Origin of the sequence: Nocardioides oleivorans (assembly GCF_004137255.1) — a bacterium.
GTDB classification, from domain to species: Bacteria; Actinomycetota; Actinomycetes; order Propionibacteriales; family Nocardioidaceae; genus Nocardioides; species Nocardioides oleivorans.
Window position 1 is genome coordinate 14,001 of sequence record NZ_SDWT01000006.1, and the last position, 20,265, is coordinate 34,265.

The window sequence follows — 20,265 nt, forward strand, 5'->3', positions numbered from 1 at the left end:
TCGATGGACGGGTTCAGCGGTTGCGGCGCACGCGCCAGACGACCAGCACGGCAGCCATCGCGAGAAGCGACCCCGCGGCGGCGAGCACCTCGGGCCGGGGCTTGCCGGCGTCGGTGGTCGCGGAGTCCTTGAGGTCGGAGATGGTGTGCTGCGCACGCGCCTTGACGTCGAGCTTGGCCGCGAGGTCGTCGACCGTCCCGGCGAGCTGCTCGCGCTGGAGCGCGATCTCCGCCTCGAGCTCCTCGGGCGTCTTCGACTCAGCCATGGTGGTCACCCTTCATCGTCGCGATGTCTTCCTTGATGCCCTCGATCGCGCGCTCCGGTGCGGGCGGTGCGGCTTCCGCCACCTTGTTCTTGCCCACCACCGCGGCGATGCCCGCCGCGGCGAGCAGCACGACCGCGACGATGAGGGCCGCCAGCCATGCGTCGACCACGTGGGCGAGACCGAGGATGGCGGTGGTCACGAGCGCGGCAACCGCGAAGAACGCCAGCAGCCCGGCGACGCTGAACATACCGATGCCGACACCGACGCGCTTGCCCTTTTGCGCCACCTCCGCCTGGGCGAGCCGGATCTCGGAGCGGACGAGGTCGGGGATCTGCTGGGACAGCTGGTGGACCAGGGCGCCGAGGGTCTGACTCTCCGGCTCCCCGTGCTGGGAGGTCATGCCTCGACCCTCCCAAAGTCGTGGGGTGCGCACCAGCCCGACCCAACCCCCAGGGGTGGTGCGTGCCGATGTGGAGACCCGGGTCCGGGAGTGGGTGCCCGGCCGTAGACTCCCCGGCGTGGCAGGCCGGATTCGCGACGACGACATCGCCGAGGTGCGCGAGAAGGCGCGGATCGACGACGTGATCTCGGAGTACGTCACCCTCAAGCGGGCGGGCGGCGGCACGCTGAAGGGCCTGTGCCCCTTCCACGACGAGAAGACCCCGTCGTTCAACGTCAACCCGTCGCGCAGCTTCTACCACTGCTTCGGCTGCGGCGAGGGCGGCGACGTCATCTCCTTCCTGATGAAGGTCGACGGCCTCACCTTCACCGAGACCGTCGAGCGGCTGGCGGAGAAGTACGGCGTCCAGCTCCGTCGCGAGGACGGCGACGACGAGCCGCAGCGCCCCCGTGGCCCGGCCCGGGCGCGGCTCATCGAGGCGCACAAGGTCGCCCAGGAGTACTACGCCGACCAGCTCGGCACCCCTGACGCGCTCGTCGCGCGGCAGTTCCTCGGCCAGCGCGGCTTCGACCAGGCGGCGGCCGAGCTCTTCGGCGTCGGCTTCGCGCCGCGCGACGGCGAGGCGCTGACCCGTCACCTCCGTGCGCGGCGGATCACCGACGAGGAGTCGGTCGCGGCCGGGCTCGTCGCGCTCGGCCGCTCCCACTACGACCGCTTCCGCGGCCGGCTCGTCTGGCCGATCCGCGAGGCCAACGGTGACACCATCGGCTTCGGTGCGCGCCGGATCTTCGACGACGACCGGATCGAGGCGAAGTACCTCAACACCTCCGAGACCGCGATCTACAAGAAGAGCCACGTCCTCTACGGCATCGACCTCGCCCGCACTGCGATGAAGGAGAGCCAGCAGGCGGTCGTGGTCGAGGGCTACACCGACGTGATGGCCTGCCACCTCGCCGGCGTCAAGACCGCCGTCGCCTCGTGCGGCACTGCGTTCGGCCAGGACCACGCCAAGGTGCTGCGGCGCTTCCTGGGCGACCACGGCCCCACCGGCGGCGAGGTGATCTTCACCTTCGACGGCGACTCCGCGGGGCAGAAGGCCGCGATGAAGGTGCTCGACAGCGACCAGGTGTTCGCCTCCCAGACCTACGTCGCCGTGGCGCCCGAGGGGATGGACCCGTGCGACCTCCGCATCAAGGAGGGCGACGAGGCGGTCCGGGAGCTGGTCGCCAAGCGCCAGCCGCTCTACCGCTTCGCGCTCGACAACATCCTCGCCCGCTACGACCTCGACCGGGCCGACGGTCGGGTCGACGCGCTGCGTGACGCCGCGGGGCTCGTGGCGAGCATCCGCGACAAGACCAAGGTCGACGCGTTCTCCCGCGAGCTCGCGCACATGGTCGGGGTCGACGTCGACCAGGTCCGCAGCGAGGTCCGCCGGGCCGCCAGCCGACCCGCCCCGCGCCCGGAGGAACGGCGTACGTCCCGCGCCCCCGAGCCGGAGGCGGCGCCCGAGCCGCCGCGCCCGCAGCTGCCGAGCCTGTCTGACCCCCGGTTCCTCATCGAGCGCGAGCTGCTCAAGCTCGTCATCCAGCACCCGTCGAGCGTGGGTCGCACGACGACCCACGTCACGGCCGGCGACTTCACCCACCCGACCTTCCAGGGCGTGTGGGAGGCGGTGATCGGTGCCGGCGGACCCGCGGCCGGCAAGGACGACGCGGGGTGGTCGACCAACGTGCGCGGCCAGGCCGCCGACCCGGCCGTCGCCGCCGCGATCACCGAGCTCGGCGTCGAGCCGGTCCGCGGCACCTCGGACCCCAACCCGACGTTCGCGGTCGCCTACGTCTACCGCCTCCAGGAGCTCACCACGTCGCGCCGGATCGCCGACGTGAAGGCCCGCCTCCAGCGCACCAACCCGGTCGACCAGGCCCTCGACTACAACCGGATGTTCGGCGAGCTGGTGATGCTCGAGCAGCACCGCCGCAAGCTCCGCGAGGGTGCCGTCGGGATCGGCAGCGGCTCGTGAGCCCCCGCTTCGGACGTACGTCGTCGCCCTCCGTCGCGGTCGCGGCGGGGGAGCGGGTGCTGGCGGCGACCACCGCGAGCGACGGCACCGTCCTCGCCGGCACCCGCGACGCCTTCTACGTCGCCTCCGGCGACGAGACCCACCGCGTGCCCTGGGAGCAGGTGGAGGCGGCCCACTGGGACCGCGACACCGACGTCTTCACGCTCTCCGAGGTCGGCACGTGGGGCGCCGCACGCCCGGTGCACTCGGCGACCCTCGAGGAGCCGGGCCGGCTGCTCGAGCTCGTCCGGGAGCGGGTCACCGCGAGCATCCTGCTCCAGCGCCACGTCACCGTGGACGGCCGCCGCGGACTGCGCGTGATCGCGCGCCGGGCGCCGTCCGGTGCCGGCGGGGTGCACTGGGTCAACGAGTACGACGAGGGGGTCGACCCCGACGACCCGGCGGTCCGCGCAGCGGCCCGTGACGCCCTCGAGGTGATGCAGCGTGACGTCGGCCTGCCCTGATTTCACCCGCAGCGACCGGTCTTGCTACTGTTTCGCCTCGCTGCACAAGCGGTCCCCTGTAGCTCAATTGGCAGAGCATTCGACTGTTAATCGGAGGGTTGTTGGTTCGAGTCCAACCGGGGGAGCGGTAGAAGGGCCCGAGGCGCAAGCCTCGGGCCCTTCGTCTGCTCCACGCCGTTGTGGAGTGGCGACCCCGAAACCCCATGCCACGCGCCAGGGCCGCCGAGACCACTGTCGGAGGCCGACGTTTCGGCACATGACGACCTCCGGTTGCCACGACGTAACGCTTTGAGCCCCACGTGTGAACTGTGCGTTACGGCGCCAGGAACCGCCCGGACGTGGGTGAGGCTGGCGCCATGAGCGCGGAACAGTTCGACGACGTGGCCGTCGAGGCCGGATTCGTCGTGCGCCCGGACGGAACGGTGGTGGGCGACGACGGTGCCTCGGGCGCGCTCGCCGCGGCCCTTCCCTACACCGGTCGCCTGGCGCGGCGGATGGGGGAGCTGGTCGATGCGGGCGACCTGCGGCTGATGGAGGCGTTCGGCCGGCGCCGGCTGTCGGTCGGGGTCACCTGGACCCCTGCGGGCGAGGGCACCTTCCGCGCCGCGGTGACGCCGCTCGAGGAGCGCGTCGTGCCGAACTTCACGGTCGTCGGCGCGGTGGACACCTCGGCGGCGGTCGACCACTGCCTCTCCCGCATCATGGCGGTCGAGGGGGTGCAGTGGAGCTCGGTCGTCACGGCCGGGTCGCGCGTCATCGCCGCGCGGGGCGAGCGCCAGGAGCTGCACCACCTCGCCGAGGTGGGCAACCGGATGCTCGCGATCCTGCGCTCGCTGGAGGACCAGCACGCGACCGGGTTCATGCGCCTGCGCTTCGAGCAGGGGGCCGTGATCGGCGCGTCGATCGGGCGGCACGCCCTCGTCGCCCTCGCCACGAACGCCGAGGACGGTGAGCTCGTCTCGATGATCGACGAGATCCGTGCGATCCTCGCCGACCACGACCTCGCGTCGGTGGCGACCGAGTTCGACCCCGACGCCGTCGACCTCCCCGAGCCGGAGCCGGTGGTCGAGCACGAGCAGGCCGGCCCACCGCCGTTGGTCGGTGCGCGCTTCGGGGGGCAGCGCGCCGAGCGCAAGCCGCGCCGCTCCCGCTTCCGCAGCAGGTCCTAGGGGGCTCAGCCCCAGCCGAGCGGGAAGACCTCGAACGTCGCCGCGTGCGTGACGCCGAGTCCCTGGCCGCCGCCGCGGAGGATGCCGTCGAGGAACTCCTCGGGGTCCCAGCCCTCCCACCCGAGGCCGTCGATGTAGGCCTGGTGCTCCTGGAGGGACGCGACGCCGGCGCCGAAGGTGTCGGTGACGTCGACCGCGTGCGTCGACTGCGGCGAGCTGCCTGACCACACCGCGCGCACCCCGCCCCACGGCTCGAGGCCGTCGGTGAGCTGCTCGGGGAAGATCCAGCGGTTCCCGGCGTCGCGGACCGCGTCGAGCAGTGCCCTCCCGACGGCGATGTGGTCGGCCTGGTTGAGGTTCGTCCCACCGAAGGTCTCGCGGAAGTTGATGGTCAGCGCGATGTCGGGACGCTGCTCGCGCACCACCTGGGCGATCGCGCGCCTCAGCGCCACGCCGTACTCCAGGATGCCGTCGGGCAGCCGCAGGAAGACGACCTCGTCCACGCCGACGACCGCCGCCGAGGCGATCTCCTCGGCCTCGCGGACAGGGGCGCACTCGTCGGGGTGGAGCCCGTCGATGCCGGCCTCGCCGCTGGTCACCATGCAGTAGACGACGCGCTTGCCCTGGCCGGTCCAGCGCGCCACCGCGGCCGCGGCGCCGTACTCGATGTCGTCGGGGTGCGCGACCACGAAGAGTGCGCTCTCCCAGTCCTCGGGGAGCGGCTCGTAGGACGGCGGGGCGGGGCGGTCGGCGGGACGGTCGGTCATGTCCCGAGCATGGCACCCGGCGGCCCGGGTGTCTGCCCGCGGCTGGCACCGGGCATCGGACAAACCTTCAGTGAAATGAGTGACTTACTCGGTTATGGTCGTGCGATGACCGAGATCGCTCCCACCCGACGTGGCCTGCTGGCCGGTGCTGCCGTGGCCGGCGTCGCCGCCCTCGTCCCCGCCTCGCTGTGGCGCTCCTCGCCGGCGAGTGCGCAGCCCCCGTTCATCCTCAAGCCCACGCCGCCCGAGTGGTTCGTCGACCACGGCACCAACGCGGAGATGCTGTGGGGATCGGTCGATCGCCGGCGCTACCTCACTCCCCAGTCGCGCCTGTTCGTGCGCAACCACACGCGCACCCCCACCATCAGCCGGACCGGCTACGCCCTCCGGGTGTACGGCGACGGGCTGGCCACGCCGCGCACCGAGTCCGAGGCGCTCACCCTGACCCTCGACGACCTCCAGCGGCTGCCCCGCCACGAGCTGACCGCCGCGCACGAGTGCACCGGCAATGGACGACGCTTCTTCACCGAGCAGCAGGGCGAGACCGTGTCGGGCACGCCGTGGGCACTGGGCTCGGTGGGCACCGTGAGGTGGACCGGCGTCCGACTGCGTGACGTGCTGCGACGGCTCGGGCTGGCGCCCGACGCGGTCTCGGTCCAGGCGAGCGGGCTCGACGACCCCTACGTCTCGGGTGGCATCGACTACGGCCGCGTGCGACGCCCGTTCCCGGTCGCGAAGGCCCTCGACGACGCGCTGCTCGCGTGGGGCATGAACGGCGAGGAGCTGTTGCCCGACCACGGCTTCCCGCTCCGGCTGGTCCTGCCCGGCTGGGTGGGCATCGCCAGCATCAAGTGGCTCGGCTCCCTCGAGGTGGCGCGCACCGAGCTGACCTCGCCCTGGAACACGACCTGGTACCGGATGACGGGTCCGCAGTGGCCCGCCGACTCGCCGCCGCTCACGGTCAACCCCGTGCGCTCGGCCTGGGAGCTCGCCGCGGGCGCGACGCTGCCCTCGCGCCCGACCACGCTGACCGGCCGCTCCTGGAGTGGCGCCGGGCGGATCACCAGGGTCTCGGTGAGCCTCGACGACGGACGGTCGTGGCGCACGGCCGCGCTCGATCGCAGGTCGCAGCAGGACCGGGGCTGGACCCAGTGGTCGGTGCGTTGCCCGCGGCTGCGGCCCGGCGCCCGACACCTGATGGCCCGTGCCACCGACGAGGCCGGACGCACCCAGCCGCTGGTGGCGGCCGCCAACAGCCAGGGCTACTTCTTCGACGCCGTCGTCCGGCACCCGGTCCAGGTGGCTGCCTGACCGGTCCCCGGGCGTCGGCTCAGGCCATCACGCCGACGGGGGTGGGGGCGAAGCCGGGGAACACCTGCGCCACCGAGACCCCGAACCGCCTGGTGACGATCTCGGTGAGCACGCTGCGGTAGTCGGTGGTGACCAGCAGGTCGCCGTCGAGGGTGTTCTGCAGGCCGGGCCACGAGCCGTAGTAGGCGCCACCCTTGACCCCGGCGCCCGCCACGAACATGACGTTGCCGAAGCCGTGGTCGGTGCCGTAGTCGTCGTTCTCCTTGACCCGGCGGCCGAACTCGCTGAGCGTGACCAGCGTGACCCGGTCCGCCATCGGGCCGAGGTCGGTGAAGAACGCCGCGATCGCACTGGCGAGGTCGCCGGCGTTGCGCCGCATGTCGCCCCACTCGACGGTGCCCAGGTCGGTGTGCATGTCCCAGTCGCCCTGGTCGACGGTGATCACCTCGGCGCCGACGCCCGAGCGCACGATGCGCGAGACGTCGGAGAGTGCCCGGCCCAGCTCGCTGGAGGGGTACGCCGTCGCCGGCTTGCCGGCCGCGGTGTCGCGCGCGGCACCGAAGGTCTCGGCGCCCTCGATGGCGTCGCGGACCGCCTTGCTCATCGGCCCGCTGCCCTTCCAGGCGTGCTTGAGCGAGGCGAGGCGGCGTCCGTCGTCCTCGGTGCCTGCGACCTTCGCGTCGTCGACCCGACCGACCACGAAGGCCGGGTTGGTGCCGAAGAGCGAGGTCGGGACCTGGTTGCCCATCGCCGTCCCCTGGAGCGGCGAGGCGCCCGGCAGCTCGCCGAGGAGGCGGTTGAGCCAGCCGTTGCGGGTGGTCGACCCGGGAGCGGCGTCCTCGATGGCCTCCATCGCCGCGAAGTGCGACCGGTTGGGGGTCGCCATGCCGGTGGCGTGCACGGCCGCGAGGGTGCCGGCGTTCCACATCGGCACGAGCGGCGCGAGCGCCGGGTGCAGGCCGAACATGGCGTCGGGCACCAGCAGGGACGCCTGCGGGATGCCGATGCGCGGTCGGGCGGCGTAGTAGTTGGGGTCCGCGTGCGGCACGACGAGCGAGAGGCCGTCGGCCGCGCCGCGCAGTGACAGCAGCACCAGGACGGAGCCCAGCGGCGAGGCCAGCCTCGACGACGCGCGACCGGTGACGGCGTACGCCCGGGGCCCGTTGCCGCTCAGCCCGGGGCCGAGCGCGATCGCCCCGCCGGCCAGCGCGGCACCGCCGATGAGCGAGCGGCGACTCAGCGCGAGCCGGGCCTCGTCGTAGTCGGGACAGCCGCAGGCGCGGGTGGCGGCGGAGGGGAGCGGAGAGGTGGGGTTCTGGTTGTCAGTCATGTCAGCACGCCATGTGGTCGGGGGAGTCGAGGACGGCAGCGAGCAGTCGCGCGAAGCCCCACTGGTAGAGGCCGTGCTCGCGGTCGATCTTTTCCTTGCTCTTGCAGCCCGTGGCCAGGCTGGCGGTCGTGACCAGGCCCTTGGTGGCGGGGCGGTGGAGCAGGTCGCGGCTGACCTCGTCGACGAGGTCGGCGAACCTGATCGGCTTCTTGGCCGGCACCCAGTCGCTGGGCTTGCGGTAGTGCAGGTCGACGGTCGGCCACCAGCCCCCTGCCATCGACCAGTGCATGCCCATCGAGCCGAGCGCGCGGGACGGCGAGGCCCAGATGTCGTTGCGGACGGGCGTGCCGTCGGGTCGCGGCCACGCGTGGGGCGAGAGACCCAGGCCGGAGGCCTGCCAGAGCATCGCGTAGACGCCGGAGTCGTCCTTGCTCGGCTTGTCGATGCGGACGCCGAGCGCGCGGTAGGTCGCGACGACGTCCTCGCTCGGGTCCCGGAGCTTCTTGCCCGCCGACGAGCGGAACTCCTTGCTCGCGACGAGGGCCCTCAGCACCGGCACGATGGCCGTGTCGTTCTTCAGGTAGACCTTCGCGAGACGGTTCACCAGCGCCTTCGGCGGGTCGTCGCGCACGAACTTGGTGGCCAGCCGCTCGGCGATGTGCTGGGCGGTCTGCGGGTGGTGCGCCAGGTAGCGGAGGTACTCCCGCGTGACCTCGCGCCCGTCACCCTTGCGGTTCTTGTGGGTGAAGCCCCTGACCTTCACCGTGCCCGTCCAGTGGTCCTCCTTGACGTAGGACGCCTTCCAGGTCTCCCACATGTCGACGTGGTAGCCGGTGAGGATCCGAGCGGACGCCTTGACGTCGTCCTCGTCGTAGTTCCCCGCACCGAGGGTGTGCAGCTCCATCAGCTCGCGCCCGAGGTTCTCGTTCGGTGCGCGCTTGGTGGACTGCGCGGCCGACAGGAAGATCAGCATCGCCGGGTGGGTCGTGGTGGCGGCCAGCATCTGGTCGAAGCGACCGAGGGCGTGCTTGCGGATCGTGTCGCCGTAGTCGACGCGCCAGGTGAACTGCGCGTCGCCGCTGACCGGCACGTGGAGCATGCCCTCCCAGAACTCGGTCATCTTCTCGAGCACCGGACGGCGGGTGCGGATCCGGCGGACGAGCAGCCAGCGACCGTAGTCCTCCATGACCTGCCAGCCGCCGCGGATCTCCTGCACCTGGCGCTTCCACAGCTCCATCGGGCCGCGGTCGAGGTCGGGCCACCAGCGCCGCGTCTCGTCGGCGGCGGCGTCGGGGAAGGCGCCGGGGCGGGTGAGCTGCTGCTCGAACCACGCCTGCGCGCCACCGGCACGTCGTACGTCCGCGGCCAGCGTGGCGTCGACGCCGTAGCCGAAGCGCGTGACGAGGTGCCGCTGCGAGGGCGGCAGCAGGGCAGTCTTCTTCTTGGCTTTGTTGTCCGCCACCGAGGTCCTCCCGTAACCCGAGCCGCTTCCGAGACGCATCACTGTCGCACGGGTGGGACGCAACGCGAAGTCGAAACCGGAATTACAGGTGCGCGGCACCCGGCCGGTGTGATCGCATGCGGCGGTGCAGATCGAGGAGCTCGACCCCACCGACCCTGCCGCGCGTCGCGCCTGGCACGACGTCACGGAGCGGTCCGTGCGAGCCGACCGCCCGCACGCGCTGACGACGACCTTCGAGGCGTTCGAGGTCCTCGCGACCTCGCCGAGCGAGCACGTGGCGCGCACCTGGTTGCAGGCCGTGGTCGGCGGTGAGGTGGTCGGCACCGCCGACCTCGAGCTGCCGCTCACCGAGAACACCGACGTCGCGTGGACGGAGGTGGCCGTCCTCCCGGGCCACCGGCGCGGTGGCGTCGGTCGTGCGCTGTGGGTCGCGGTCGCCGAGCGGGCGCGGGCGGCGGGACGGCGGCGCGTCGGGGGAGAGGTGACCGTCGACCTCGAGGCCCCCGGGCCCGGCCTCGACTTCGCAGCGGCGGTGGGCGCGGTGGAGAAGCACCACGAGGACCACCTCCTGGCCGACCTCCCGGTCGCCGCGGCCCCGCTCGACCCCGCCTACGAGGTGGTGTCCAGGCGCGGCCGGTGCCCCGACGAGCACCGCGCCGCCTACCTCGCGATGCGCAACCAGATGAACCTCGACGTGTCGAGCGGTGAGCTGGAGCTCGAGGTGGCCGTGCTCGACGACGCGCGGCTCGCGTCGTCGGAGGAGCGCCTGATGCGGTCGTACGACGTCCGCGTGGCCGCGGCGCGCCGACGGTCGGACGGCGTGTTCGGTGGCTACTCGCTCCTCTTCGTCCCGCACGGTGCGGACTACGGCTGGCAGGACGACACGCTGGTGATGCCCGAGCACCGCGGCCACCGCCTCGGTGCCGCCCTCAAGGCGGTCAACTACGCATGCCTGCCCGACGACGTGCGCCTGGTCCACACCTGGACCGCGCCGACCAACGCGGCCATGCACCGCACCAACACCGCGCTGGGGTTCCGCGTGGTGGAGCGGATGGCCGAGGTCGAGGTCACGCTGTGACCGGGCCCGCCCCCGTCACGGCTCCCGTCAGTCGAGCGGCAGGGTCACGCTGACGGTCGTCCCGTCGCCGGCGCGCGAGCTGAGCTCGACGTGCCCGGAGTGGCGGCGCGCGATCCGCTCGACGATCGCGAGGCCGAGCCCGGTCCCGGGACGCTCGAGCGCGTCCGGGTTCGTCGAGCGGAAGAACTCCTGGAACAGCTGGCGCTGGTCCTCCTCCGAGATGCCGATGCCGGTGTCCTGCACGGTCACCACGACCTCGGCGCCGGCCCGCGTGAGGCGTACGTCGACCCTGCCGCCGGCGTCGGTGTACTTCACGGCGTTGCTCGACAGGTTGCAGAGCATCCGGACGAGCTCGTCCGGGCTCCCCGACACCAGGAACGGCTCGGCCGGGGGGTGCACGACGAAGTCGACGTCCTTGGCGGCGGCCACGCCGCCGCACTCCTCCTCGACGACCGCCAGCAGCTCGAGCAGGTTCACCGTCTCGGACTCCAGCACGGCATGCGGGTCCGCGACCCGGGCCATGGTCAGCAGGTCCTCCAGCACGCCGCTGAGCCTGGCGACACCTCGGCTGGCCGAGGCGACCGACTTCTGGTCGTGCGGCTCGAGCTCGGCGTCCTCGAGCATCTCGAGGTTTGCCGCGACCGTGAAGAGCGGGTTGCGCAGCTCGTGCGCGAGCGTGTTCACCAGCTCGGTGCGGTAGGAGTCGATGCGCCGCAGCTGGTCGACCTGGCGCGCGTTGGCCACCGCGATGCCGAGGTCGTGGCCGATGTCCAGGGCGACGTCGAGCTCGACCGGCGTCCACTCCCGCTTGCGCGAGGGTCGGGCGAGGGCGATGAAGCCCGTGCACTCGCTGCCGGCGCCCAGGGGGACGAGCAGTGCCGAGCCGATGCCGACCTGCTCCAGCAGCTCGGACAGCCGCTCCAGGTCTGCAGCGGTCGGACCCTCGTCCTCGCGTCGCGCGGCGTGGAGCGGCACCACCCGCTGGTCGTCCCACGCGGTCCGGGAGACCTGCATCAGCATGTCCTCGACCCCGTACGTGCCCGGGTCGACGCCTGCCGCGGCGTCGGCGGCGTACCACGCGGAGGTGGTGCCTCCCTGCGCGTCCAGGGCCAGGAACCACATGCCGATCGAGTCGAAGCAGCTCATGATGGCGGCGCGCGAGGCCTCGACGACGAGGTCGAGCGAGGGCTCGCTGAGGGCGCGCCGCACGATCTCGCGGGCCTGGCTGGCCAGGCGGACCTGCTCTCCCAGCGCCATGCGCTCGAGGGCGACGAGCGCGGCGCGCCGGGTCACCACGGCGCACTTCTCGAGCAGCTCGCGCTGGAGCTTGCCGGGCCGCAGTCCGTCGAGCGGGACGTCGACGGAGAGCACGCCGAGGAGCTCGCCGTCGTCGTCGAGCAGGGGAGCGGCGAGCAGGTCGCGCGGGTGCCACGCGTTCGGGCTGTCGACGACGACGTCGTCGGAGACGTAGCCGTAGTCCGCGATCTCGGGGGTCTCGCGGTCGTGCGGCACGAAGCGCCACGGCCCCCACTCGTCGGAGTTGGCGAGCTCGGCCTCGAGCAGGGCGACCGGCAGGCGGCGGCCCACGATCGCGTCGGCGACGCCCGGACCGTAGGCCGCGACGACCTCGAGCTCGTCGCCGTCACGGATGCTGATCGCGGCGAGGCTGAACTCGGCGAGGGCAGCAGCACCCTCCGCGAGCACCTCCAGGTGCTCGCGGGTCGACTCGTCGAGGCGCAGCAGCCCGGGGCCGTGCTTGCGCTCGATCACCTCGTCCATGCGATCCCCCGATCAGCGGCACCGGTCGGGCCGCCGAACGATTGAACTACGGCGAAGGGGCCCCGCGCCGCGGAATCCGCAGATCCGGTCGCTAGGCTGCGCGAGCGCAGGGGGCGGTAGCTCAGTCGGTCAGAGCAGAGGACTCATAATCCTTGGGTCGTGGGTTCGAGCCCCACCCGCCCTACCAGCCCGGTCAGTGGGCCTCCTCGACCGCGTGCGAGTCGGTCAGGGTGAGTGCGCCCCAGGCCCCGACGACGCCGACGACCACGGCGATCACGGCGTAGGTGAGGCGCTCGCCGTGGAAGAACGACGCCACGAGGCCGCTGCTCCACGTCCCGGCAGGCAGGGTGGAGGTGACCAGGGCGGCGATCATGGTGCCGACGATCGCGGTGCCGACGCTGGTGCCGACCTCCTGGGCGGTGTCGTTGAGGGCGGTGCCGATCGAGGTGCGGTTGGCGGGCATCGCGTCGACCAGGGCGACCGCGCAGATCGTCATCACGGTGCGGAGACCGACGGTCATCACGACGACGCAGGCGGCGATGGCGACGTACCCGTGGTCGACGCCCCACGACAGGCCCGCCAGGGACCCGGCGAGCAGGCCGGCGCCGATCAGGCAGGCGATCCGGTGGCCGAAGCGCTTGCCCAGGCCCTCGGAGACCGGGGTCGCGAGGATCATCGTGACGATCATCGGCAGGTTCGCGAGACCGGCCTTCATCGGGCTCCAGCCGTAGGCGTACTGGTAGTGCAGGATCAGGCCGAACATGACGCCGGCCATGGCGATCGAGGTGGCCACCTGCGCGATCGCCGCGCCGCGGACGGTGCCGTCGGCGAAGAGCGTGAGGTCGAGCATCGGCTCGGCGGTACGACGCTCGTGCCGCACGAAGGCGACCAGCGCGAGGAGCGAGCCGAGGGCCGACCCGACCGTCACGAGCGAGGTCCACCCGTGCTCGATGCCGCTCGTCAGCGTGTAGCAGGCGAGGCCGATGGTGGCGATGCTGAAGACCGCACCGGGGAGGTCGAGGCGGTCGGTGGTCAGGTCCTCGGAGCGGTCGGCCGGGACGCCGAGGCGCACGCCGATCCAGGCGATCAGCGCGATCGGGGCGTTGACGACGAGCAGCCACTCCCAGCGCAGGTGGGTCAGGACGGAGCCGCCGAGGACGGGACCGAGGATGAAGCCGCTCATCCCGACCACGATCATCACCGTCATGGCGCGCATCCGCAGCGCCTGGTCCTCGAAGAGCCGGAAGACGAGCGAGTTCGTGATCGGCGCCATCGCGGCCGCCGCGAGCCCGAGGGCGGCACGCAGGGCGATGAGCTCCCCGGCGCTCTCGACGAGCACCACGGCGAGGCTGATCGCGCCGAACGCGCCGAGGCCCCAGAGCAGGACGCGGCGGCGACCGATGCGGTCGGCCATCGAGCCGGCGGTGAGGAGCAGGCCGCCGAAGGTGAGGGAGTAGGCGCCGGTGACCCACTGCAGGGCGGTGGTGCCGCTGCCGAGGTCGCGGCCGATGGTCGGCAGCGCGATCGTGAGGAGCGTGTTGTCGACCATCTCCACGAAGAAGGCGAGGCAGAGCGCGAAGAGGGGGATCCACGCCGCCCGGAGGGAGGAGTACGTACGGGCCGGCGCGGGCTGGGCAGTGAGAGCAGTCATGGGGGGCACCTCCTTGGTGCATCGATCGAGAGTCTCGAACGGTGTACGATTGTCGTACAACGTTCGAAACGTAGAACACTGTTCGATGATCGCGCAAGACCACGACGAGCGCCGAGGCACGAGAAGGTGATGGGATGGGTCACATGGCTGGCGAGAGCACCGCGCAACGACCCCGTGGACGGCGCGACCCGGGTGGGAGGCGCCGTGCCGCGCACTCGATGGAGGCAGTGGTCTCCGAGACGGTCGCGCTGCTCGACGAGGCGGGCGAGTCCGCGCTCACGTTCCGCGCCCTCGCCGCCCGGCTGGGCGGGGGCGCGGCCAGCATCTACTGGTACGTCGCCAGCAAGGAGGAGCTGCTCGACCGCGCGACCGACCACGTCCTGGCCGGCGTGCTGGACGACATCGCGCCCTACTCCGGCGAGGCCGACCCGATCGACGCCCTGCGCCGGATGGCGGTGACGGCGTTCGAGGCGATCGCCGAGCGGCCCTGGCTGGCGTCGTACTTCATGCGTGACACGGCGATGCAGCCCCACGGCCTGCTGCTCTACGAGCGCCTCGGCCAGCAGGTGCTGCGGCTCGGGCTGACTCCCCGCCAGAGCTTCCACGCGGTCTCGGCGGTGCTGGGGTACGTCGTCGGTATCGCCGCCGACCTCGGCCAGGGACCGCCGCCCGAGGTGCTCGACGGCTCGGTGACCCGAGACGAGTACATGGACCGGTTCGTGGACGAGTGGCGCTCCCTCGACCCCGAGGAGTTCCCCTTCGTGCGCCACATCGTCGAGGAGTTCGCCGGGCACGACGACGCCGACCAGTTCCGGGCGGGACTCGACCTCCTGCTCGCCGGGCTGCGGCTGCAGGCCGGTCCTCAGCAGGACGGGTACTAGCACCATCGGACACCTCGCGGCACCGCCGCCGAGCCGTCACGCTGGGTCCGACGCCCCAGGAGGACCGATGACCAGCACGACCGCCTTCACGCGCGTGGCGGCCGCCGCGGCGGTGATCGCCTGCGTCACCGCTGCGCCGGCGTTCGCCAGTGGGGGAGACGACGACGACCACGGTGGCGGAGGGCACGACGACCGGGTCGAGCTCCGCGGCTCCTGCGGCGGCGGGGCGGAGTGGAAGCTGAAGGTGGAGTCCGACGACGGCCGTCTCGAGGTCGAGGGCGAGGTCGACGGCAACGCGTCCGGCCAGCGGTGGCGATGGACCCTGCGGCACAACGGCTCCGTCAGCGACCGCGGCACCAGTACGACGACCGGGCGCAGCGGCTCGTTCGAGGTCGAGCGCCGGATGGTGGACCTCGCCGGCACCGACACGATCGCCTTCCGTGCCGCGCGCCGCGGCCAGGTGTGCCGCGGTGTGGTCGACTACTGACTCCCACCGGACCTGAGCGGAGATCCATGCGCTGGCTGAAGGACCCCGTGGTGCAGTTCCTCGCCACGGGACTCGCCACGCTGGTCGTCGTGCTCGTCGTGACCAGCGCGCTGAGCCGCTCGGCCGCCGACGAGGAGGCGGTCGGCGACGCCAGGTCCCTCACGTCCGTGCTCGGCCAGTCCGTCGCGCAGCCCGCCATCCCGGCGGGCCTCGTGGACGGCGACGCGGCAGCGATCGACAAGCTGGACCGGACGGCGCTCGACCGGCTGCTGGTGGGCGACGTGCTCCGCATCAAGATCTGGGACGTCGACGGCACGGTGCTCTACAGCGACCAGACCGAGCTGATCGGCGCGGTCTACCCGCTCGGCGACGACGAGCTCGAGGTCATCGAGGACGGGGGCACCGACGCGGAGCTGTCCGACCTCTCGAAGCCGGAGAACCGCTTCGAGCGCGAGATCGGTGGCGACCTCCTCGAGGTCTACACCCGCATCGAGTCGCCCGAGGGCGAGCCGCTGCTGTTCGAGGCCTACCTCGGGGTCGACCGGATCCGCGAGAGCCGGGCGCAGATCCTGGACCGCTTCCTGCCGATCACCATCGCCTCGCTCCTGGCCCTCGTCGCCCTCAGCACACCCCTCGTGTGGCTGCTCTCGCGGCGCATCCAGCGCGCCGCTCGCGAGCGCGAGGGGTTGCTCGAGGCGGCCGTGCGCGCCTCCGACGGCGAGCGCCTGCGGATCGCCCGCGACCTCCACGACGGGGTCGTCCAAGACCTCGCGGGGTCGTCGATGGCGCTGTCCACCCTCGCCGCGCGCGCCCGCGAGGACGAGCGCGACGACCTCGAGGAGATCGGTCGGACGCTGCGGGTCAGCATGCGGGCACTGCGCTCGCTGCTCGTCGAGATCTACCCGCCCGACCTGCACACCGCGGGCATCGAGGCGGCGCTGCACGACCTCGTCGCGCCCCTGGCCGCGACCGGCGTCCAGGTGGACGTCGACGTCAGCGGGACGGAGGACGCGCCCCGATCCGCCGTCGCCCTGGTCTGGCGGGTCGCCCAGGAGTCGGTGCGCAACGTGGTCCGCCACGCCGGGGCCGGTCGCATGTCCCTGACGGTCCATCGCCAGGGAGGGGCGCTCGTGCTCGAGGTCGTCGACGACGGTGCCGGGTTCGACCCGGCGGCGGTGCGCAGCGGCGACCGGTTCGGCCTGCGCGCGGCGGAGAGCCTGGTGCGCGAGCACGGCGGCACGATGGAGGTCGAGTCCGGACCGGGCTCGGGCACGATGGTGAGGATGGAGGTCCCCCTCGCATGACCCGGATGATCCGTGTGGTGCTGGCCGACGACCACGCAGTCGTGCGTCGCGGCCTCACCGGCCTGCTGGAGTCCACCGACGACCTGGAGGTCGTGGGAGTGGCGGCCGACGGCAGCGAGGCGGTCGCGCTGGTGCGTGAGCACCGGCCCGACGTGGTCCTCATGGACCTCCAGATGCCCGTCCTCGACGGCGTCGAGGCCACCCGCGCGATCGTCGCCGACCAGTCCGGTGACGGGACCGGCACCGAGGTGCTCGTCCTCACCTCGTTCTCCGACCACGCACGCATCGACGCCGCCATCGAGGCGGGCGCGGTGGGCTACCTCCTCAAGGACGCCGAGCCCGAGGTCCTGCTCGACGGCATCCGCGCCGTGGCGCGCGGCGAGTCGCCCCTCGACCCCCGGGCGGCCCGCCGCCTCCTGACCCGTTCGAGCCGGGGCCGGGCGTCGTCCGAGGTCGGGGTGTCCGACCTCTCCCCGCGGGAGGCGGAGGTGCTCCGGCTCGTCGTCGAGGGGCTGCTCAACAAGCAGATCGCCCAGCGCCTCGGCATCACCGAGCGCACCGTCAAGGCCCACCTCACCTCCGTCTACCAGCGCATCGGCGTGGCCGACCGCACGCAGGCAGCGCTGTGGGCGCAGAGGCACGACCTCGGCGGCCCGACCGGGTGATGCCGGTCGGCCCGGTCAGCCCTCGCCGGCGATCAGGTACTGGTCGTCGAAGCGCTGCAGCTGCAGGCGGATCCGGTCGGTGGTGCGCTGGCCGGACTTCATCACGTAGTCGACGGTGTAGCCCACCGTGAGGTCCGACGGGTCGCTGGTGACCTCGGTCAGGGTCGCCGTGCGGACCTTGCGCCACCACGAGATGTAGCCGCCGTAGTTGCCGCTGGCCTGCTGGAACTCCGGCGTCAGCTGCTCGAAAGCCGCACGAGGATCGGTCGTCACCGTGGCGATGTAGGAGGTGATGAAGGCGTCCATCTGGGCCCGGACGTCGTCGGCGGACAGCGGCGGGTCGGCCGGCGTCGTCTCCGACGTCGTCTCCGAGCTGGCCGACGTCGGGGTGCCCTCGTCGGGGGTCGCCTCCGGCGTGCCGCGCCCGGCCCAGACGTACGCCGCCGCCACGGCCGCGATCGCGAGCACGGCGACGGCTGCGATCAACGCCCAGGCGCGACCGGACCGCTGCCGCTGCGTCGGGGCCGCCGGCTCGGCCGGCACGCTCGCCATCACCCCGGTGCCGTACGACGTCGGGGCGGGCGCGGCAGGCGCGGCGAGGGCGGTCGAGCGCTGGCCCCGCGAGATCCGGCCGAGCTCGTCGCGGACGCGCCTCATCGACCAGCGCTGCTCGGGATCGCGGTGCATCATCACCGTCAGCAGGCCGGCCATGGGGTGGTCCTCGGGCAGCCGGGGCGGCTCCTCGTGGATGATCTTGTAGAGGGCGCCGATGAGGTTGTCGCCGACCTCGTAGGGCGCGCGACCCGTCACGGCGTGGAAGAGGGTGGCGCCCAGCGACCAGACGTCGCTCGCCGGCGTCGCGGAGGAGCCGGAGGCCACCTCCGGCGCCAGGTAGGCGGGGGAGCCGGTGACCAGGCCGGTCTGGGTGAGCGAGGCGTCGTCGGACGCGCGGGCGATGCCGAAGTCGTTGAGCTTGGCGACGCCGCCCGCCACCAGGATGTTGCTGGGCTTCACGTCGCGGTGGACGATCCCCGCCCCGTGCGCCTCGGCGAGGGCGTCGGCCACCTGGGCGAGCAGGGTGGCGGCCTCCGTCGCCTCGAGGGGGCCGGAGCGTCGGACCAGGTCGCCCAGCGGGTCGCCGTCGACGTACTCCATCACCAGCCAGTGCACGTCGGCGTCCGCCACGAGGTCGAACACCGAGACCACGTGCGGATGGTTGAGCGCGGCGGCCAGGCGCGCCTCGCGGGCGGCGCGCTCGAGGTACTGCTCCTCCGAGCCGGGCACCACGCCGATGCGCTTGATCGCCACCGTCCGGCCCAGCACCTCGTCGTGCGCGAGGTGGACCGTCCCCGAACCACCTCGACCGATCTCCCGCTCGAGCCGGTACCTGCCTGCGATCACGTGCGCTCCTCACTGCGTGCTCGCCCTAGGCTAGTGCGCGGCAACCAACCGACCTCACCCCGAAGGAACCGACGTGACGACCCCGAATGTCCTCGACGAGCTGGAGTGGCGCGGCCTGATCGCGCACTCCACCGACCGCGACGCGCTCCGCGCGGCGCTGGGCGAGGGGAGCGTCAGGTTCTATGTGGGCTTCGACCCCACCGCGCCGAGCCTGCACATGGGCAACCTCGTCCAGCTGGTCACCGCGCGCAGGCTCCAGGACGCCGGCCACACGCCCTACATCCTCGTCGGCGGCGCGACCGGGATGATCGGTGATCCGCGCGACTCCGGCGAGCGCACGCTGAACTCGCTCGACACGGTCAGGGACTGGACCGAGCGCGTGCGCGAGCAGGTCTCCCGCTTCGTGACGTTCGAGGGTGACAACGCCGCCACGACGGTCAACAACTACGACTGGACCGCCTCGCTCTCGACGATCGACTTCCTGCGCGACATCGGCAAGCACTTCCCGGTCAACCGGATGCTCGCGCGCGACACCGTGAAGCGACGCCTCGAGTCGGGGATCAGCTACACGGAGTTCTCCTACGTGCTGCTCCAGTCGATGGACTACCTCAACCTGTTCCGCGAGCACGGTGTCGCGCTGCAGTTCGGCGGGTCGGACCAGTGGGGCAACATCACCGGCGGAGCGGACCTGGTCCGCCGGGTGACGGGGGAGAGCGTGTACGCCTTCGCCACGCCGCTCATCACCAAGACCGACGGCACCAAGTACGGCAAGACCGAGGGCGGCGCCCTGTGGCTCGACCCGTCGATGATGTCGCCCTACGCCTTCCACCAGTTCTGGCTCAACGTCGAGGACGAGAAGGTCGGGGAGATGCTGCGCATCTTCACCTTCCTCACGGCTGCCGAGATCGAGGAGCTCGAGCAGCAGACTGCCGAGAAGCCGTTCCTGCGTGCCGGGCAGAAGCGGCTCGCCGACGAGGTGACCGCGCTGGTGCACGGCGCCGAGGAGGTCGAGCAGGCCAAGGCGGCCGCGGCCGCGCTGTTCGGCGGGGGAAACCTCGGTGCGATCAAGCCCGAGACCCTCACCGCCGCGCTGCGCGAGGCAGGCGGTACGACGCTTCCCGCCGGCGAGCTGCCCGGGATCCTCGACCTGCTGGTGGCCGCGGGCCTGGCCAAGAGCAAGGGCGAGGCGCGGCGCACCGTGGCCGAGGGAGGGGCGTACCTCAACAACGTGCGGGTCGAGGACGTCGAGCTCCAGCCGACCTCCGCCGACCTCGTCGCCGGCTCCTGGCTCGTGCTGCGCCGCGGGAAGAAGAACTTCGCGGGCGTCGAGGTGTCCTGAGACGGGCCATCAGATGGCCAGCAGATGGCCTCCCGGTGGGGCGTCGGGGACCGGGCGACGCGCCCGCACCTGACGCCCCATCCGTCACAACAGGCCTCTGACCTGCGGAAACGTCGATGTGCTCGCGGTCACACCATCTCGATTTGCGCGTTGTCATGAGTACGCATACTGTTCTCTCTGTCGCCAGGGAGCGGCGGGGAGCAAGACCGGTCAGGTCGGGCTCCCGGCCCCGGGCAGGACAACCCGAAGCGGTCATCGGTCACGGTGACACCAGTGGGTCAGAGTGAAACAGCCGAGGATTTGCCACGGTAGAAAGTCACTCGCTAGGTTTCACCAGTTGCCTCACGCAACCGAGATCCTCTCCGGATCGCGATGTGGGTGCGTCTGATTTTTGAGAACTCAACAGTGTGTTTGATTAGTCGACGAATTAGTTTGTTATGCCCCGTTGACATC

General features: G+C 72.0%; 18 protein-coding genes and 2 tRNA genes. 12 read left to right on the forward strand and 8 right to left on the reverse strand.

Annotation, left to right across the window (positions count from 1 at the left end):
• Positions 1-13 precede the first annotated feature (13 nt).
• Positions 14-265, reverse strand: a complete 252-nt coding sequence (locus tag EUA93_RS21170; RefSeq protein ID WP_129402341.1) for a DUF3618 domain-containing protein — start codon at positions 263-265, stop codon at positions 14-16.
• Positions 258-665 carry a phage holin family protein gene (locus EUA93_RS21175; protein WP_129402342.1) on the reverse strand — a complete coding sequence of 136 codons (408 nt, stop codon included), beginning with the start codon at positions 663-665 and terminating at the stop codon, positions 258-260. The genes EUA93_RS21170 and EUA93_RS21175 overlap by 8 nt, the downstream gene beginning before the upstream one ends.
• Before the next feature lie 118 nt (positions 666-783).
• Here EUA93_RS21175 and dnaG point away from each other — a divergent pair, with 118 nt between their 5' ends.
• The 4 genes from dnaG to EUA93_RS21195 all read left to right on the forward strand — a co-directional run bounded on the left by dnaG (position 784) and on the right by EUA93_RS21195 (position 4,357).
• Positions 784-2,685 (forward strand): DNA primase, encoded by a 1,902-nt coding sequence (dnaG, locus tag EUA93_RS21180; protein WP_129402343.1) that lies wholly within the window; start codon positions 784-786, stop codon positions 2,683-2,685.
• On the forward strand, positions 2,682-3,188 hold the full coding sequence (locus tag EUA93_RS21185; RefSeq protein WP_129402344.1) for a hypothetical protein: 507 nt from the start codon (positions 2,682-2,684) through the stop codon (positions 3,186-3,188). The genes dnaG and EUA93_RS21185 overlap by 4 nt, the downstream gene beginning before the upstream one ends.
• A gap of 52 nt (positions 3,189-3,240) precedes the next feature.
• A tRNA-Asn gene (locus tag EUA93_RS21190) sits at positions 3,241-3,313 on the forward strand.
• A gap of 231 nt (positions 3,314-3,544) precedes the next feature.
• On the forward strand, positions 3,545-4,357 hold the full coding sequence (locus EUA93_RS21195) for a hypothetical protein (protein WP_129402345.1): 813 nt from the start codon (positions 3,545-3,547) through the stop codon (positions 4,355-4,357).
• 5 nt (positions 4,358-4,362) lie between these two features.
• On the opposite strand, the gene EUA93_RS21200 is transcribed toward EUA93_RS21195, so the two are convergent.
• Positions 4,363-5,124, reverse strand: a complete 762-nt coding sequence (locus EUA93_RS21200) for a PIG-L deacetylase family protein (RefSeq protein ID WP_129402346.1) — start codon at positions 5,122-5,124, stop codon at positions 4,363-4,365.
• Positions 5,125-5,229: 105 nt separating this feature from the next.
• On the opposite strand from EUA93_RS21200, the gene EUA93_RS21205 reads away from it, so the two are divergent.
• Complete coding sequence (locus tag EUA93_RS21205) at positions 5,230-6,435, forward strand: sulfite oxidase (RefSeq protein ID WP_129402347.1); 1,206 nt, start codon at positions 5,230-5,232, stop codon at positions 6,433-6,435.
• A gap of 19 nt (positions 6,436-6,454) precedes the next feature.
• Here the strand turns inward: EUA93_RS21205 and EUA93_RS21210 are convergent, their stop codons facing one another.
• The gene (locus EUA93_RS21210; RefSeq protein WP_129402348.1) at positions 6,455-7,765 is read right to left on the reverse strand and encodes a DUF1501 domain-containing protein; all 1,311 of its coding nucleotides are present in this window, start codon (positions 7,763-7,765) and stop codon (positions 6,455-6,457) included.
• Position 7,766: 1 nt separating this feature from the next.
• Positions 7,767-9,227, reverse strand: coding sequence for a DUF1800 domain-containing protein (locus tag EUA93_RS21215; protein ID WP_165355262.1), 1,461 nt, complete (start codon positions 9,225-9,227; stop codon positions 7,767-7,769).
• Positions 9,228-9,351: 124 nt separating this feature from the next.
• Here EUA93_RS21215 and EUA93_RS21220 point away from each other — a divergent pair, with 124 nt between their 5' ends.
• A complete protein-coding gene (locus EUA93_RS21220; RefSeq protein ID WP_129402350.1) occupies positions 9,352-10,305 on the forward strand; it encodes a GNAT family N-acetyltransferase in 954 nt (317 codons plus the stop codon).
• A 27-nt stretch (positions 10,306-10,332) separates the two neighbouring features.
• Here EUA93_RS21220 and EUA93_RS21225 read toward each other — a convergent pair whose 3' ends face one another.
• Positions 10,333-12,084 (reverse strand): sensor histidine kinase, encoded by a 1,752-nt coding sequence (locus tag EUA93_RS21225; RefSeq protein ID WP_129402351.1) that lies wholly within the window; start codon positions 12,082-12,084, stop codon positions 10,333-10,335.
• 110 nt (positions 12,085-12,194) lie between these two features.
• On the opposite strand from EUA93_RS21225, the gene EUA93_RS21230 reads away from it, so the two are divergent.
• Positions 12,195-12,271: transfer RNA gene (locus tag EUA93_RS21230), tRNA-Ile, on the forward strand.
• A gap of 6 nt (positions 12,272-12,277) precedes the next feature.
• On the opposite strand, the gene EUA93_RS21235 is transcribed toward EUA93_RS21230, so the two are convergent.
• Positions 12,278-13,735 carry an MFS transporter gene (locus tag EUA93_RS21235; protein WP_129402352.1) on the reverse strand — a complete coding sequence of 486 codons (1,458 nt, stop codon included), beginning with the start codon at positions 13,733-13,735 and terminating at the stop codon, positions 12,278-12,280.
• Between the two features lie 143 nt (positions 13,736-13,878).
• On the opposite strand from EUA93_RS21235, the gene EUA93_RS21240 reads away from it, so the two are divergent.
• The 4 genes from EUA93_RS21240 to EUA93_RS21255 all read left to right on the forward strand — a co-directional run bounded on the left by EUA93_RS21240 (position 13,879) and on the right by EUA93_RS21255 (position 17,072).
• Positions 13,879-14,616 carry a TetR/AcrR family transcriptional regulator gene (locus EUA93_RS21240; protein ID WP_129402353.1) on the forward strand — a complete coding sequence of 246 codons (738 nt, stop codon included), beginning with the start codon at positions 13,879-13,881 and terminating at the stop codon, positions 14,614-14,616.
• Positions 14,617-14,683: 67 nt separating this feature from the next.
• On the forward strand, positions 14,684-15,103 hold the full coding sequence (locus tag EUA93_RS21245; RefSeq protein WP_129402354.1) for a hypothetical protein: 420 nt from the start codon (positions 14,684-14,686) through the stop codon (positions 15,101-15,103).
• 26 nt (positions 15,104-15,129) lie between these two features.
• A complete protein-coding gene (locus EUA93_RS21250; RefSeq protein WP_129402355.1) occupies positions 15,130-16,407 on the forward strand; it encodes a sensor histidine kinase in 1,278 nt (425 codons plus the stop codon).
• Positions 16,404-17,072 carry a response regulator gene (locus EUA93_RS21255; RefSeq protein ID WP_207208891.1) on the forward strand — a complete coding sequence of 223 codons (669 nt, stop codon included), beginning with the start codon at positions 16,404-16,406 and terminating at the stop codon, positions 17,070-17,072. Before EUA93_RS21250 ends, EUA93_RS21255 begins: the two co-directional genes overlap by 4 nt.
• A gap of 15 nt (positions 17,073-17,087) precedes the next feature.
• Here EUA93_RS21255 and EUA93_RS21260 read toward each other — a convergent pair whose 3' ends face one another.
• Positions 17,088-18,473, reverse strand: coding sequence for a serine/threonine-protein kinase (locus EUA93_RS21260; RefSeq protein WP_129402356.1), 1,386 nt, complete (start codon positions 18,471-18,473; stop codon positions 17,088-17,090).
• Positions 18,474-18,546: 73 nt separating this feature from the next.
• On the opposite strand from EUA93_RS21260, the gene tyrS reads away from it, so the two are divergent.
• Positions 18,547-19,812, forward strand: coding sequence for a tyrosine--tRNA ligase (gene tyrS, locus EUA93_RS21265; RefSeq protein WP_129402357.1), 1,266 nt, complete (start codon positions 18,547-18,549; stop codon positions 19,810-19,812).
• Positions 19,813-20,265 lie beyond the last annotated feature (453 nt).